The 15358-nt window shown below is 41.9% G+C and carries 14 protein-coding genes; 3 read left to right on the top strand and 11 right to left on the bottom strand.

Annotated elements, in window-relative coordinates:
* The first annotated feature begins 23 nt into the window (after positions 1-23).
* Entirely contained in the window at positions 24-194 is a 171-nt protein-coding gene (locus tag L4C38_RS08300; RefSeq protein ID WP_428797066.1) for a hypothetical protein, read from the top strand.
* 89 nt (positions 195-283) lie between these two features.
* Here L4C38_RS08300 and L4C38_RS08305 read toward each other — a convergent pair whose 3' ends face one another.
* The 8 genes from L4C38_RS08305 to L4C38_RS08340 form a co-directional block, all read right to left on the bottom strand.
* Positions 284-577, bottom strand: coding sequence for an antibiotic biosynthesis monooxygenase family protein (locus L4C38_RS08305; protein ID WP_428797067.1), 294 nt, complete (start codon positions 575-577; stop codon positions 284-286).
* A 67-nt stretch (positions 578-644) separates the two neighbouring features.
* Positions 645-1259, bottom strand: a complete 615-nt coding sequence (locus L4C38_RS08310) for a LysE family translocator (RefSeq protein ID WP_428797068.1) — start codon at positions 1257-1259, stop codon at positions 645-647.
* Positions 1260-1317: 58 nt separating this feature from the next.
* Positions 1318-1857, bottom strand: coding sequence for a GNAT family N-acetyltransferase (locus tag L4C38_RS08315; RefSeq protein WP_428797069.1), 540 nt, complete (start codon positions 1855-1857; stop codon positions 1318-1320).
* 286 nt (positions 1858-2143) lie between these two features.
* Complete coding sequence (locus L4C38_RS08320; RefSeq protein ID WP_428797070.1) at positions 2144-3841, bottom strand: ATP-binding SpoIIE family protein phosphatase; 1698 nt, start codon at positions 3839-3841, stop codon at positions 2144-2146.
* A gap of 9 nt (positions 3842-3850) precedes the next feature.
* A complete protein-coding gene (locus tag L4C38_RS08325) occupies positions 3851-4150 on the bottom strand; it encodes an STAS domain-containing protein (protein WP_428797071.1) in 300 nt (99 codons plus the stop codon).
* Between the two features lie 313 nt (positions 4151-4463).
* Complete coding sequence (locus L4C38_RS08330) at positions 4464-6443, bottom strand: tRNA(Met) cytidine acetyltransferase TmcA (RefSeq protein ID WP_428797072.1); 1980 nt, start codon at positions 6441-6443, stop codon at positions 4464-4466.
* A 187-nt stretch (positions 6444-6630) separates the two neighbouring features.
* Positions 6631-7602, bottom strand: coding sequence for a ParB/RepB/Spo0J family partition protein (locus L4C38_RS08335; protein WP_428797073.1), 972 nt, complete (start codon positions 7600-7602; stop codon positions 6631-6633).
* Between the two features lie 7 nt (positions 7603-7609).
* The gene (locus L4C38_RS08340) at positions 7610-8827 is read right to left on the bottom strand and encodes a ParA family protein (protein WP_428797074.1); all 1218 of its coding nucleotides are present in this window, start codon (positions 8825-8827) and stop codon (positions 7610-7612) included.
* Between the two features lie 1260 nt (positions 8828-10087).
* Between L4C38_RS08340 and L4C38_RS08345 the strand changes: the two genes are divergently transcribed.
* Positions 10088-12058: a replication initiator protein RctB domain-containing protein gene (locus L4C38_RS08345; RefSeq protein ID WP_428797075.1), complete on the top strand. Its 1971-nt coding sequence runs from the start codon at positions 10088-10090 to the stop codon at positions 12056-12058.
* A gap of 369 nt (positions 12059-12427) precedes the next feature.
* Here the strand turns inward: L4C38_RS08345 and L4C38_RS08350 are convergent, their stop codons facing one another.
* From L4C38_RS08350 to L4C38_RS08360, 3 genes are read right to left on the bottom strand one after another with little or no spacing between them, the layout of a single operon-like run.
* On the bottom strand, positions 12428-12901 hold the full coding sequence (locus tag L4C38_RS08350; protein ID WP_428797076.1) for a transcriptional regulator: 474 nt from the start codon (positions 12899-12901) through the stop codon (positions 12428-12430).
* A complete protein-coding gene (locus tag L4C38_RS08355; protein WP_428797077.1) occupies positions 12898-13830 on the bottom strand; it encodes an ATP-binding cassette domain-containing protein in 933 nt (310 codons plus the stop codon). Before L4C38_RS08355 ends, L4C38_RS08350 begins: the two co-directional genes overlap by 4 nt.
* Positions 13827-14675: an ABC transporter ATP-binding protein gene (locus L4C38_RS08360; RefSeq protein ID WP_428797078.1), complete on the bottom strand. Its 849-nt coding sequence runs from the start codon at positions 14673-14675 to the stop codon at positions 13827-13829. The genes L4C38_RS08355 and L4C38_RS08360 overlap by 4 nt, the downstream gene beginning before the upstream one ends.
* Positions 14676-15044: 369 nt before the next feature.
* On the opposite strand from L4C38_RS08360, the gene L4C38_RS08365 reads away from it, so the two are divergent.
* Complete coding sequence (locus L4C38_RS08365) at positions 15045-15242, top strand: PA3496 family putative envelope integrity protein (protein WP_428797079.1); 198 nt, start codon at positions 15045-15047, stop codon at positions 15240-15242.
* Positions 15243-15358: the final 116 nt, after the last annotated feature.

The following is a 15358-nucleotide window of genomic DNA, read 5'->3' on the forward strand; positions in this document are numbered from 1 at the left end:
CAATAGCAGTAAAGGTTACTACCATGAAAAATAGTGCATCTAATCAATCCAGTGATACCCAAGCAGAATTGAAAGCACTTAGAGAGCGCTTACGTCAAAACAGCCAAACGATGCAAACATCTGCATCCAAAGCGAGTTCACAGGAATTGTTGTCGTTAGTTATTAAAAGTACCGCTACTTTCGAGAAAAACTAACCCTGAGATGTTCTTGAAACAATCTTGGCGTTGCTGATTTAGAACACCGCAGTAAGACCAACAGTGCAAGACGGTTGTCTTACTGTGTTTTATTCACCAAAGCTATACTGTCGTTTTATCTCTACAACTTGAACCAAATAGGACTGATACCATTTTTCTCTGCCAAGTTGTTGCGCAGTAGCATGTTTACTGTCGTTGTGCCAATTACGAATATCCTCTTCGTTATTCCAATAGGATATTGCGATTTCTTGCTCTCCCTCTGTTACCGCTATAAAGTCTTGGCAATGGTATTTATCGAAAGCTAATTCGCGCATAGTACCGACCATGTTGCCATATTCAGCATCTTGCTCGCCAGTTTTTGCCCTAAAAATCACAGCAAACACACACTCCTCCTTGTCATTGATTCCATTAAATTCAAGACCACATTTAGCTTTATCATAAGATAGTAAATCACTGCCGGCTCAGCAACAGATTAACTCCGGAAGCTGTGAGAAAAATTGCACATGCTTTATTGAATATTTTGGCCATTTTTGGCTTGGAAAACCAATGCCTTAAATACAGACCAAAAATGGCGTAAATGCTGATCGTCAGTGTTTCAAGCAGTAAAAATGTAGTACCCAGTGCAAAAAACTGCTTGTCGATATCAATTGCAGGGTCGATAAATTGCGGAAGAAATGCCGTAAAAATAAGAATTGCTTTGGGATTTCCTGCCGCCAAAGTAAATTCCTGTCGAACGAGGGCAAATAGGCTTAAAGACTGGAGAACAGAAGAGATCGGACTTGCTGCCGAGCGCCAAAGGTTAAAAGCGATCCATATAAGATAAATTGCACCACATAGTTTTATTGCCAAGAATAAGGTTTCAGAGGCATATAGAACCATGGCTAAGCCTGAAGCGGTCAACGATATCATTACGCTAAACGCAGCGATTCTCCCCATTCCAGCCAGCAGTGCCACTTTAAATCCATAACAACGCGCATTGTTCATCGCCAATAAATTATTGGGTCCCGGAGTCATATTTAAAGCAAAACACGCCGGTATAAAAAATAATAACGTCCAAAATTCCAAACCAACTTCCTTGTTGTCTGATTTTACATTGTAAATCGTATACCTTAAGACAAACGACCTAAGTGGTCATTCGCCAATTGTCCCTCAACACGGCGAGCACAACGGTATCCCACCATTTGTTTTTGAAGTATCTATGCTGGCAAAAATATCCTTCTTGCTTCATACCTAATGACTCACACAGTCTGATGGCTGGTCTATTCTTACTGATGGTTTCCGCATACATCCTATGTACACCAAGATCCATAAATCCGTAATCAGCCAATGCGCGAGCCGCTTCAAAAATAAGCCCTCTTCCCTGGTATGCACGAGACAGACCGCACCCGATTGAAGCTTGCTTGTCATTTTCCAAACGTAAACAAACCGTACCTATAAATTTCTCAGTTACTTTATGCTCAATGGCTAATTGATAGTTACGTCTTGGTTTTTCGTTTGCTTGATGGATAAAGAGTTGTGTCAGATGGCGATATTTTTCGGCGTCGCAATCCTCTTCGCTATAGAAGCGTTGATACTTTGCATCTTGAGACAACTCGACAAATGCCGTTTGATCTTCCATTTGCATATCACGCAAGATGAGATGCTTGGTTTCTATCTTAAACATCCACTCCCCTATTCAGATTGGCACATTAAACTGCTTGAAAGTAAAACTGCCCCAAAAGTACCACGCCTTCTCAGCGTGTCTATTGAAACTATGCCAGCTTTTCAACTACGTCGCAATTGAGCCAACAAAAGTTAAGCAGCATAAAATGGCCCATTCTTATGATGGAAAAAGCGATATGTATGCTGCTTTAATTTTACAGTGTAATATTGGCGGGGGGACAAAAATGCTGTTATGGATAAATTGGAACACCGCTTTCACTTACGGCGACCAATTTACAATGTAAATATTAACGAGAGCTTGGGAAGCGATGAGGGGCATCAAACCGGTAAGTTGCCGTAGCTTGCTTACCCTGTTTTGAATAGTGAAGCGAATCACAAAGTTCCGTGGCAAGAACGATACCTCGACCGTAGGTTAAACCATTAGATTTTTCTTTGGGATGAGAGCGATAATCAAACCCCTCACCATTATGCTCTAATGTCATTATTAAACGCTGTTCCAAAGGTATGTAATCAATATCTAGCTTTAACCATGCTTCGTTGTTCAATTGAGCCAGCCTTTCTTCCCTTTTTTGATAAAACAAAAAGAAACCTTCAGGCTGTTCTTTGATCGCGCTATCCATGCCTAATAAACCATGATCGATAGCATTAGTCACCAGCTCCGATAGAATTGAACAAACCAGATCCAGATGTGGGCTGCCAAAAATAATCCCTGCCAGATAGCGACGGATATCACTCAACAAACTAGCTTTGCGAATCACATCAGCTTGAAAGTGCAACCTAGATTGTATCGGTAAAGTACTCACAAAATCCTCTAGTTTTACTTCAACTGCACTTTTATCGCTTGAAATTGGAAACTCCATTGCCAGTATAGATAGGTCATCATCGGCATTCTTATAGGCATACTCACGTACAGATTGATACAACGTCGGTATCGCAAATTTACCTGCCTGTAATACCGCTTCTAAGCGAGACTGCCCAAATGATTCTCCGAGCTCATTGACAGCTTCGATTAGACCATCTGTATAAGCAATAATCCTCTGATGAGGCTCAAGTTTTAAATGCATTAAGTTTGCTTCAAATTCTTTAGGGCCTAATACCCCTAAAGGCATATGCTTCGATTCAAGCCTTTGCGAAATTGTCCCATCTGGGTCGAGAATATACGCATCCGGTAACCCACCGCCCCACCAAGACACTTCAAGTCCATTGGCTCGAATCTCGAAAATACTTGCAGCTAGCATCATCCCCGTAGGAAGAAAACGATTCAGGACTTCGTTGATCTCTGCCACTATCTCACCGACAGCCAAACCTTTCACTGCCATCGAAAAGAAAGCGCGAGTTGCTGGAATTGCCGAAATAGCGGCAGGCAAACCATGCCCCGTAGCGTCCGCTATCATCACATAGACGCCGCCATGTGGTCGATTTGCAACAACAATAAGATCGCCATTAAAAATGGTCGATGGTGTCGATATATAATCAATACCGTAGACATGTTTCACTTGGTCGCTCATCTCATCTTTCAAGTTTGAAAAAATCGATTCGGCTATGGCATAGTCATATCTTACTTGTTCATGAAACAAACTTAATTCATCGCGTTGTGCCATCACTTCATTGTGCATGGTAACAATACGATGGTGCGCTTGGACTTTAGCAAGCAGCACGCTGCTTTCGACTGGTTTAAGGACGAAATCATCGCCCAATGCAAGGCAGCGCTCAAACGAATCGTGATCGTCCAACACAGTAAGGAAGATGATTGCAATATGCTGTTCAGGAAAAGATTGCCGGATTTGCTGCGCCGTCATGAAGCCATTTTGCTCCGGCATCATGACATCCAACAATACAATGTCAGGTAGGTTCTGCATTTTACTCATCGCTCTAACAGCATCTCTACCACTCTCAAAAGTATCGATTCGAGATGTGATATGACTGAGCATCAATCGACACAATTCTCTATTTGTTGCTTGGTCGTCAATAATCATGATTCGCATACTAGAGCCTTATTCAATCCTGAACTTTTTATCGAATCGAGAGATCGCGAGAATCTTACGTACCTGCGGCAGAGTGTTAACTAATTTTATCGCTCCGTCATTGTGTTCCAAATAGTTCTGCATATTAATTAATATGCCTAAGCCAGCACTGTCAATGTAATCAACTTTGCGTAAATCTATAGTAAATTGATAGTCACGCTTGTCGGAATAGCAGCGTTTAAACTCGTGAATTAAATTGAAGCCAAAGGCTCCTTTTACAAAGATGATTATTTGCTTCGACTCCGTATTAACTTCGGCCCTTACAGACATGACTCTTCCCCCCTTTAGGCTGCCAAAACGGCAAGTACTTGAAGGTTGGTTTCATCAAACCTAACCAAGTGAAATTAATTGCTTATTGATGAGTGTAGGAAGAAATTACTATTACGCAAACCTTCAATACAAGAATATGCCGTACGGTAGACGCTTGTTATGACATGTCAAAATTCACAAGGGCAATTTAAGAAAGCGACCACGTTGCACTGAATCATTTGAGGACAGAGACGTCCTGATAGATAGGATAGTCGGTAATTTGTTTTAAAATTTACAGTGTAAACTCTCACTGTGTTTACACTGTAAATTGACATTATAACCGTTCAAGAACTTGGGACACCTGTTTACGCATTACAACTTCTAGCTGTTTACGACCGGTTAAACCAAACTCACTAGCACATTCGCTCCAACTCCATTGCTGCACAGCTTTTCTAAACAGCAATGCAAAATCTTTATTCAGCCCGACTAGCCAAACCGCTCTTTCAATAATCGGCGCCACATTCTCATAGTTTGTCCCGCCAAGGGAATAACTGCTCAATAGTCGTATTTCAATTGGTTGCATCTTTTGCTGTGTCCCTTTGACCGAGTCAGCTAGACAACACATCAAATCTATGTCGAGATCTCGAAAAATCTGTTTAGAATGATAATTCAAACCTGAAGACAATAGATTAACCCCACGCTCAATCCAGTCTGCATCACCATCAACCATAATCAATGAGTGACAACCACTGGCTTGATCTCTCGTACTACCCAGCTTAATTGCTTGATATCGATTTTTTAGCCAAAAGTTAAGAAGATCCGTTGTCACACCAAAACTAGTCGAATAGAAACAATAGTTGGTTAGCTCTTTCAACCGACTCAACATTTGAGTCCCTATACCTTGTCCTTGCCACTGAGGATGGACTGCAATCCGCATTACTCGAAGGCTTGAATCCGTTGCTGCTTGTTCAACAGCTAAATGACTGACAAGTGATGAAGCGACCAAGTGACCTTTTGGTCGCCGTTTACCAAGCAAAACTTGCTCAGCAGTATCCTTGTCTAGTCCCCCTTCTTCAACGCCAACAATACACCCTATGCAGTTAATTCCATCGAATACAGCAAAGAATTTCATCGCTGAATCGCTAAGTAACAAGAACAGATCATTTGGCGTTGTTTGATAATGAGCATTGACCAGCAACGCGAAACATTGAGTCAGAATCTCAGGTGATTCAAACAACGTGGCTTGATTTAATTTAATTAGCTCCACCGACGCTTCAGCAACACTATCGAACTGAGCTAATTCGCATTCAAGCAAAAAGGTCTGATACTGCCAAAGCTCCAACGGATCATTAGCTGACCAACGAATAGGGGTTTCCATATGATAGAAACGAGTACCTGGTCGATTGTCTGATAACCACGTTTGAAACTTTAGCGTAAAACCTCGTCCACAACCTTCATAGCCATGAATAGTTGTCGAGAAAACAGCGCGGTGATAGCGTTCTACTATCTTAATCAAGATAGGCAAAGGCATTGCAGCAGCCTCATCAACTAATACAAGGTCACACTCTAAAGAACCTCGCACTAACTCGTCAGGTGCAACAAACTCAATAGAGGAGCCATTCCAATCTATTCTAAACTTAGTTCTTTCTGAGCCTACTAGACGTTGTTGAGCATGATCAAACAAAGGAGTTACATTACCCACGTTTGGCGCAGTGACCAAAATTCTCATTTTCCTTTGCATCATTAACTCAGCAGCTGCAATACCCAATGCACTGGTTTTCCCTCGACCGCGGTCCGCTGTTAAAACCAAAGGACGTCGACGGTGTCCTGTCACTACTTTGTGGATATGCTCAATCGCTTTGTTCTGCATCTCAAAAGGAGACGCAGCACTGCCCCCATCAAATAGTGATGGTAGTTCAGGTAACGCATGATGCTGCTTTACTACCAGCAAATAACCTAGAGCACGAGAGAGCCACTGGTTAGCTAAGTTAGCTTGCTGGTATTTTCCTTGTAGGAAAATAGCCAATCCACCACCGCGCAATGTACCAATCAAAGCCGTTAAACTATTGGCATCGACGTCATTGCGAAGATCTATCACCAATAGACCACATTCTTGCCCCAGTAACTGTTGTCCTTTACCCATTGCGCGCCATTGAGTTGAATAGTGGCAATCAACACCGCCAAGCTTGAAACATTCGCCAGAAGACAGTTCTGCAGCCATTTGACAAAACTGGTCTTGCCAATTGTCCTCACCTTGAAGAACGATGCCAAAGCGATGCTTGCGCAAAAGGGCTAGTTTGAATAATTGGGTCAAAAATTTCTGATTTGATAACATAACTTAGAAACGAATAGTAATTTCCAACTAGTATACTGTGTTATGAATGAAAACTGCCATCGTTGGAAAAAATATGCTTAGGTTGGTGAGATTTCGGCTGGAGTTATGTAGACAATAAAAAAGCCGCGGAAAGCGGCTTATGAATTTGGTACAGTCTATTAAGGGATTATTTCAAAATATTCTCGATATAATCAAGAATATCTTTCATAACTTCGTCGTCAACTTTTTTCATGGTTAACGCTAGATTCGTTCCTTTTCGGCTATAACTAACTCGCCCTTTGACCAAATCTACTTTATTACTAACCTTGCGTTTACTTGGTGAAAGCTCTTCGACCCATCCTTCAATCATCTCTGAGACATCTTTAGTTATGCGCGCAACACCTTGTGCTTCACTACGTTGCCAAGCAAAACCATCGCTATCACGACAATTCTTTAGAAGCATTCCTTTATCAGCATGGCTCAACTGACTAAATTGCTTGTGCAGCTTAACTATTGTAGGACGACCAAGATCAGCAACATTTGGGTACGCTTGCAACAACTCAAGTGGCAAATCTGCCGCTTTTAAAGCCCCGCTGACTAGTGCTTCACTGCACTGAAACAGTTTTGCTAGCGCTTTTTGATCTTCTGCTTCACCGCTCTCAAGTTTGGCTTGCATCTCTTTACCCTTTTCATAAAGAGATAAAGGCTTGTGTGCGTTTGCAACATCAGACAAAAATTTAGCATGTTCTGCATTTATGTTCTGCGCCACATAAATCAGAAATGGTTTACCTGCCAGAATACAAGACATACGACGACGGCTACCGTCGAGTACTTCAATCTTGCCATCTTCACGCATACGTCCGACAGCCGGATATTGCTGACCACGTTCACGAAGTGTGACGAGAACGTCTGACAAAGCATGCTGATTTAAAAAGGATTGCTCACGAGCATTCTCAGCAAACACCACTGTTTCGTTTTCAACTTGTTCCGCTTCAATACGTATCAATTCAAACGCAACCATCTCTTCACCAGCAACGGCGAGCTCAATCACTTGCGCTTGTTCTTTCGCTGCTTGTTGCGCTTCTTGCGGCGTGGTCGCGCGGCGCTTATTGGTTTTTCCAAATAATCTAGCGTTCAAATCTGAAGTTTTAATTGCCATGAGTTGTTTACCCTTGGTTTAGTGAATTCCAATGACTGTGCAATACACGTTCTAGCTCGAGTGCGCCCTTTTGTATTGCGTCTTGTGCCGTTGCAAGGGTCTTTTTACCACCTTCAAAGTCACTGGTTGTTAGATCAAATACGGTACTGTAAGTATCTGCACAAGTTTCAAATGCCCGGCTACGCGGAATTGTCGCCATTGTGACTTGATCACCAAGCAGATAGTTCATTTCAGTAAGAACAGATACTTGCTTCTTGTTGTCGTCTTCAAACATCGTTGGCATCAGGCGCACAAACTCAAGCCCTTTCCAATCGTCGGGAAACATTTCGTAAACCGTTGGTAAGTGCTGGAAAAAGTTAACAGTCGATGCCCAATCCAAGCGCTTAGCAGCACAAGGGATCAGCAAAGCATTTGAAGCATACATAGCGTTCCACACCAATGGATCGACGTGTGGACCTGTGTCTATCATAATCACATCAAAATCATCAGCAATTTTATCAATCAACTTTTCTTTGAGTAACTTAACGATATCAAGTGATTGATTCTGAGATAAGTTCTGCCAGGCTTCCGCATTAAACATCGCATCTTCAGGAAAAGCTGAAACGGTCTTTAAATTTGGGTATTGCGTTGGTAATAATACATTTTTGTGTAGGAATTCAGATGTAATTTCAACCCCTTCCGGCACATTCTCAAGCATGATATCAACAGCAGAATAAATGTTGTCATGGTCAGTCAAACTGATTTGTGGATTGAGAAACAGACGTAACGACCCTTGTGGGTCCAAGTCGATAAGACAAATGCGGTAACGCTTATCGAGATTTAGAGCCATACAAGCAGCAAGATGTACTGCTGTCATCGATTTCCCTGTGCCACCTTTTTGGTTTTGCACATTGATAATCCAAGGCTTGCTCACTGCTGGCTGCTTGCGTTCAAAAAACTTCGGGACACCCGCCGCATCCATTAGCATATGCGCTTCTTGTAACGAAATAGAATAGTGGTTAGCATTGTTCTTAGTAAATTGATGTCCATCAGCTTCAATTTTGCTGATTGCATCGTCTAATTTACGACGAGTCAAACCAGAACGAGTTTCCATCAATGCTTTAGACATTGGAGGAAAATGTTCATCACTTCGCTCTTCCAACACAATCTCAATACGGTCTGCTTGAACCTGTGCTGTTTGCTCCGCTAGCCGAATGAGATTCTCGATCGTCTGTTCTCTTTTCATTGCCAAATTCCGTAATTAGTAACCTGCAATTATTGTACAGCATTTAATGCCTTTCACAATAAAAAGGTGAACCCAAACCAATCGATAAGCATCACAATAAAATGATACATAATAACCAATTTAGTGAAATATGAGAAAACCAGCTTAATTTTTAGACTCTCTTCTTTCAACTAACACATGACAAACTAAGATAGATTTCAAATGTTACCACGTCACCAATTTACATTGTAAAAAACTTCAAATCAGCTGAATTTGGCTCAGTTTACACGGAACGATTAGTTTTCACCGTTAAACTACGGGTGGTGTCAAATGGATTTTGAAGAACACCAGTTTCAATACTCACTGATACTATTTTTACAATGGCAAAATGAAAACATCTTTACAACAGCTCCCAAATAAACAGAGCGCTCTCGAAAGCATGATCATGATGTTTTCCTTGATCATGCTTTCAATGTAATTCCCCCTGTATGGAAAAATGATCAAGGTAAAATCAATAAATAAACTACCTTTTAATTTCCACCACTTAGATGATCAAAACTTGGATCAATGATCAAGGAATTAGAACTGTCGGAAGCATGTAAATTGTTGTCTGGATTACGGCGCAATGCAGATGAACACTAGCCTAACGGAGGATTATCAATAAAATTGAGTCAAATTGAGGAAACATGAGGCTTTGGGGGCAAAAAACGGAAAAACCTTGATCATGCTTTCACCATAGCCAGATTGAATGAATATCGACAATTAATATAACGTCATCGTGATTTTCGATTCAATAAGTGCTGAGATAATGATCGAATATCTAAAACTGGAGGATATCCTTGATCATCGTTGCGGGTAAAAATGAAATATCGCTTAACGTTGTTCAAAATTTAGCTAATGACTTATCAACATCATACTCCGTCTTGTGGATAAGATGTGTAGCAACGTTGATCATGCTTCTCGAAAAGCAATGATCATTCATTCGAAGTTATGATGATCATCGTTTCTCATAAATTTGATCATGCTTTCATTAATGCAATGATCATCGTTTCGTTAAAGTCATGATCATGCTTTCAGCGATGTAAAAAAATACATGTTTACTTTCAGTGCCTTACAGGCAATTTCACCTTCAGATCAATAGATCATATTATCAATATAGATCATCTTAATCAGAAAGATCAGTTTAAAAGAGCAGTAATTTTTTTCTTTCTTTCTGATCTTTTTTTCTTTATTCTTCAGGAACTATGACGATATTACGGCTTCTGTGATACGGATCCAAAAATGAATTCAGAACAAAAAATACTGATCAACAACCCACGCAGTCACAAAGATGGACATCTGTTTGAAGTCTCTGAAGCAGCAGTTGACTGGATCGAACAATACCAGCACTTCAAAGGTGTGACGAAAAGCATAGTAGAACTTCTGAATTTAATTTCATTACGTGGTTTTCGCAGCAAAGATGGTCTTGTTTCAACAACAGAGTTAATCGAAGCGACCGATGGACAAATTACACGTGCAGCAATTCAACAGCGTTTACGCGCAGCTGTAAGTGTTGGTTTATTCGACCAAATTCCAGTGAAGTTTGAAGAGGGGTTAGCTGGTAAAACCATGCTGCATAAGTTTGTTAACCCAAGCAAATTGATCTCAGCACTTGGTGCGACCAGTTTAGTGACTGAAAGCGTCAAGCAAACAGAGAAAAAGAAACGCTCTAAAGCGTTGGCTCAAACGCAAGTAAACAAACGTTTATTAAACGAATATGGTTTAAATACGCCACCAGCGATGAAGGATGAAGCGGATCAATTTGTGGTATCGCCAACAAACTGGGCAGGTATTATCGACCAAGCATTAGCCCCACCACGTACTCGAAAAAGTTATCAAAAATCTATGGTTTCGATCTCGGGCACACGAGCAGTGATCGAAACTCGATCATCGAAAAATATCATGACAGTTGATGATCTTATGACGTTATTCGCCCTGTTCACACTAACAGTGCAATATCACGATCATCATCAGCACCAATACCAACTTGATGCGAAACACGTTCCTAACAAAACACCGTTGTATATCACTGATATTTTGTCATTGCGTGGCAAAAAGGATAGTGGACCAGCACGTGACTCAATACGAGACAGTATCGATCGAATCGAATTCACCGATTTCCAATTACATGAACTGACAGGGCGTTGGCTCAGTGAGAACATGCCAGAAGGCTTTAAGAGCGATCGTTTCCGTTTTATAGCCAGAACCATTACTGCATCGGAAGAGGCACCTACAGAGGGCGCTGACGGCGAAATACGCATTAAACCGAACCTATATATCTTGGTCTGGGAGCCGTCATTCTATGAAGAGCTATTAACGCGTGATTATTTCTTCCTATTTCCGCCAGAAATTCTGAAGCAACATACCTTAGTCTTCCAACTTTACAGTTACTTTCGTAGCAGGATGTCCCGTCGTCATACTGATGTGATGCTATTGAGCGAGTTGAACCAAAAATTGGCACGTAACATTGAGTGGCGTCGTTTCTCAATGGATCTGATCCGTGAATTAAAGCGTCTATCAGACGGTAAAGGAGCAGATGAGTTGTTTGTGGTGAATTTGTGGGGTTATCATCTGACGATCACCACCGTCAGCGAAAAAGATAAGATCAAAGATTATCAGGTAGATATTAAGTGCGACGTGGAAGAAGTTCTACGTTACTCGCGCGCTCGCACTACCAATGCGGGAAAACGCAATATGGCGCCAACGTTGCCAAATCCATTACGCAATGAAATGGTGACTCGTCAGCAGCTTGATGAGCTATCTCAAATTATTGATGGTGAATTTGAACCAATACAGCGTAAAGAGCGCTCGCCAAAAGGGCACTTAGGTCGTCGTGTTAAGCAGCGCAAGCATCTAGTTGAGATTAATGCGGACGAAATTACCATAACGCTATCTAAATATACCTCTGAAGAGGCTCTAGAGCGCAGTATAGCGGCTTTAGCAGCAATGACAGGGCATTCCCAAGGATCAATCCGAGAAGAGTGTCAGGAGCTCGTTGACAAGCTTGATTGGCTCCGTGTTGATCAAACACCGATCCCATATGAAACATTAAGTAAGATGATCGAGCTCTACAATAGCCAAAGTATCAATAAGCATCTATCGATTGAACGCTTGATAGCCGGCTTAGCTGTACGCCGTAAGGTGTGTAAACAAGTGATGGATGGTCATTTAGATGAGATGGTGTTTAGGGCACTCGATGAAGTTGCTATCTAAGATATGACTGCTCAATAAACAGACAGTTTTACTACCGTAAGCTGACAAAGCACTGACAATACTCACAGGGCAAAGGCTATTATTATTCCTGAATAGACAAGGTTTTGTCCTTTCTGATGAAATTAGGATACGCCCTATCCTAGAGATTGGCTCATATTGTTAGATTCATTCTGAATTTTTTGCGAGTTCTTCGGAACTCGCTTTTTTTTTATCAATTGTCCGAAAATTGAACTAGTTTTAAGCTTCTTTGAGTGGACTAATCTTTAATTTGCCGCGTTGATAATAGCGCGCTACGCCTTTAAAGCATCGGACACATGATTCGAAATACGGAAAGATGATCAAGGTGAGGGCTAAGTTATCATGACTGGATCAATGAAAAGTCGCGCTACCTTGATCATGCTTTCGTGGTTCGTTCCATCTTAGTGCTGCCATAAACTGAACATGAGACTCGATCAGTTTGTGGGATTCTTTCTCCCATCGCCTTTGTTCTTGCTGATTGCAAAACTCAAGTGCGAGTACGGTCAGGTGTTGTAAACGCTTCATTGACCAATCTTTCAATTCAATATCCGCGACAGGCTGGATTGCGCTGGCTTGCAATTTTCCGCTTGCCAGGTGTAGATATTGATACGCTGTCACTGGATCTTTGTAGCGCAACCCATGAAAGACTCGCAAGCATCCATCAAGCCAGCAAGCGATCGCTTTGCTTTGCAAGTCAGTCACTTTTGGACCCCAAACAGAATCGGGAACGGAAAGGATCAAGTTACGCAATGATTCGTCTTGATCATGCTTTCGGTTTTGATACCAATGACTGATCTCTTCCACCCACGATTCTAGTTGGATCATGCTGCGTTATCCCATTGTTTTACGAAATGATTAGGACCTACCTGCTCTACGTTATGGTGAACAACTGCACTAGTAGAGCGAATCTGGTCGGCTTGTTGTGAATAGTTTGGTTCACTTTCAACTAAATGACCAAATGGTAGATCCGGATCAGGCACCGCGGAGATGAGCAATTTAGTATAAGGGTGCTGTGGGTTGGTTAAGATTGCCTGGGTATCTCCCCATTCTACTATCTGACCTTTGTACATCACTGCTGTTTCCTCTGCGATGTAATGAGCGGTTGCTAAGTCATGTGTGATGTAGAGAAAACCAATGCCCAGCTCCTTTTTCATTCTTTGCATCAAGTTCAGCACACCTAGACGAATAGAAACATCAAGCATTGATGTTGGTTCATCCGCAAGAATCACTTCCGCACCGACCGCAAGGGCACGGGCTAAGTTAACGCGTTGGCGTTGTCCGCCACTGAGCTCGTGGGGGAATTTTTGCAATGTATCCGGATCCAACTCCACCATCTTTAACAACTCTTGCAATTTTGCTGGGATCTCGTGCTTGTTTTCCACTTGTTTGTGGATCTTAAGCGGGCGAGTCAGGTGATGTTCAATGGTATGGGTGGGATTAAGCGAGCCGAAGGGATCTTGGAACACCATTTGTACTTTACTACGGTAATCAAGCAGATCTTTGCGGCTTTGGATCTCTTGAATGTTTCTGCCTTTAAAAAAGATCTCACCACTCGTTGAAGGGTAAACCTTGGTGATCAATCGAGCGCAGGTACTTTTGCCACAACCCGATTCACCCACTAACGCCAAAGTGCGACCTTTGCGCAGACTAAAGCTGACGCCTTGTAACGCTTTAAAGCGCTCTACAGAGGAGAAACCTCCGCCGATAGTGAACTCTTTAACAATATTATTCAGTTCGATAATCACTTCGCTCATGCCAAGACTCCTTCTGCTTGGTGTTTTCCTTGGTGAATATTAGGGAAAGAGGCCCATAGTTTTTGTGTGTAAGGGTGTTGTGGGTTAGAGCGGATTTGTTTAGCGGTATTTACTTCAACAATTTCTCCATGGCGCATGATGGCAATGCGGTCGCAGAGTTGGCTCATCAGCGCCAGATCATGAGTAATAAACAATACCGAAAAACCGAATTCTTCACGCAGTTGGTAGATCTGCTGCAAAATCTCTCGCTGTACCACCACATCAAGTGCGGTAGTGGGCTCATCCATGATGATCAGTTTTGGATTAAGAGACAACGCTATAGCAATAACCAGACGCTGACGCATACCACCACTAAATTGGTGAGGGTATTCATTCAATCTTTCCCGTGGAATATTGACCAAATCAAGCAATTGTTCCGCCCGCTTTGTTGCTTGCTGGTTAGTCATGCCTTTATGGTGGCGTAGTACATCCAAAAATTGTTCTTTGATCGGAAGGACAGGGTTCAATGAATTCATTGCACTTTGAAACACCATCGCGATTTCGCTCCAGCGAATGGTATTAAAATCATTTTCCGATAGCTTGAGTAGGTTGCGGTCTTCAAAGTGAATTTGTCCACCTGATATGAGCGCGGGCGGCTTATGTAAGCGGTTGATAGCGAAGGCAAGGGTGCTCTTCCCACAGCCGGACTCACCGGCTAATCCAAACATCTCCCCTTTGCCGATATCAAAACTGACCGACTTAACCGCATTGAAATCCCCATGGTCGGTGATGTAATCAACACATAAATCGCGTATTTGAATTATCGGTTGTGCATGAAAGGCATGCTGCAAGAAATTTTCACTCATAACGACACTCAATTAGTAAAGGATAATGATTATCATTAACCCTTAATTCGAATGAGAAAAGAAGTCTAAGAGAAAAAGGTGAACCTGCTCGAGAAATAGTCTCTGTGTCTCAATGAAGAAGACGAGTCGCTAGGGATCTAAGTGGTGACATAATGAACTTTAAGTGATCTAGAGCAAGGTAGGTTTTTCGAGGATAATTTTTAAATGTAATCCGCATTTCACCGTGGTGCAAAGGAAATTGAGCGCAAATTTTAACAAGCTTTTTGAACTATTATCGCCATCACATTCTCGACTGAATGTACTTAACAAGGTAGGGGATGATTTGCTAAGAATGGACCTGTCCCTTGCATGGTTTTCTCGGAGGTTTTTATGTCCATCAATTCACTCGACCATGATGAAATGACAAGTATTGCAAACAAGTGGGATTTCACGGAAGAAGTTGAATCACATAATCCCACATCAATGGTTAAATCCGCTGAAGCTCGCCGTCGCATTGAAGCGTTGCGTGAGATTCGTGAAAGTGGCTTAACGATTGAAGAAGCGAAGGAACTTGGTCTTCTTCATTGAGAAGTAGGCTGTAAATACTTGCACGTAGGGTGGCTATTCTGTAAGCCACCCTTTGCTGTTTTTGATCTAACCCCTGTTTTCTTCTCCCTACATTTCCTTTTGGTGTGGTATATTTC

The organism is Vibrio kasasachensis (assembly GCF_050337565.1).
GTDB lineage: Bacteria > Pseudomonadota > Gammaproteobacteria > Enterobacterales > Vibrionaceae > Vibrio > Vibrio kasasachensis.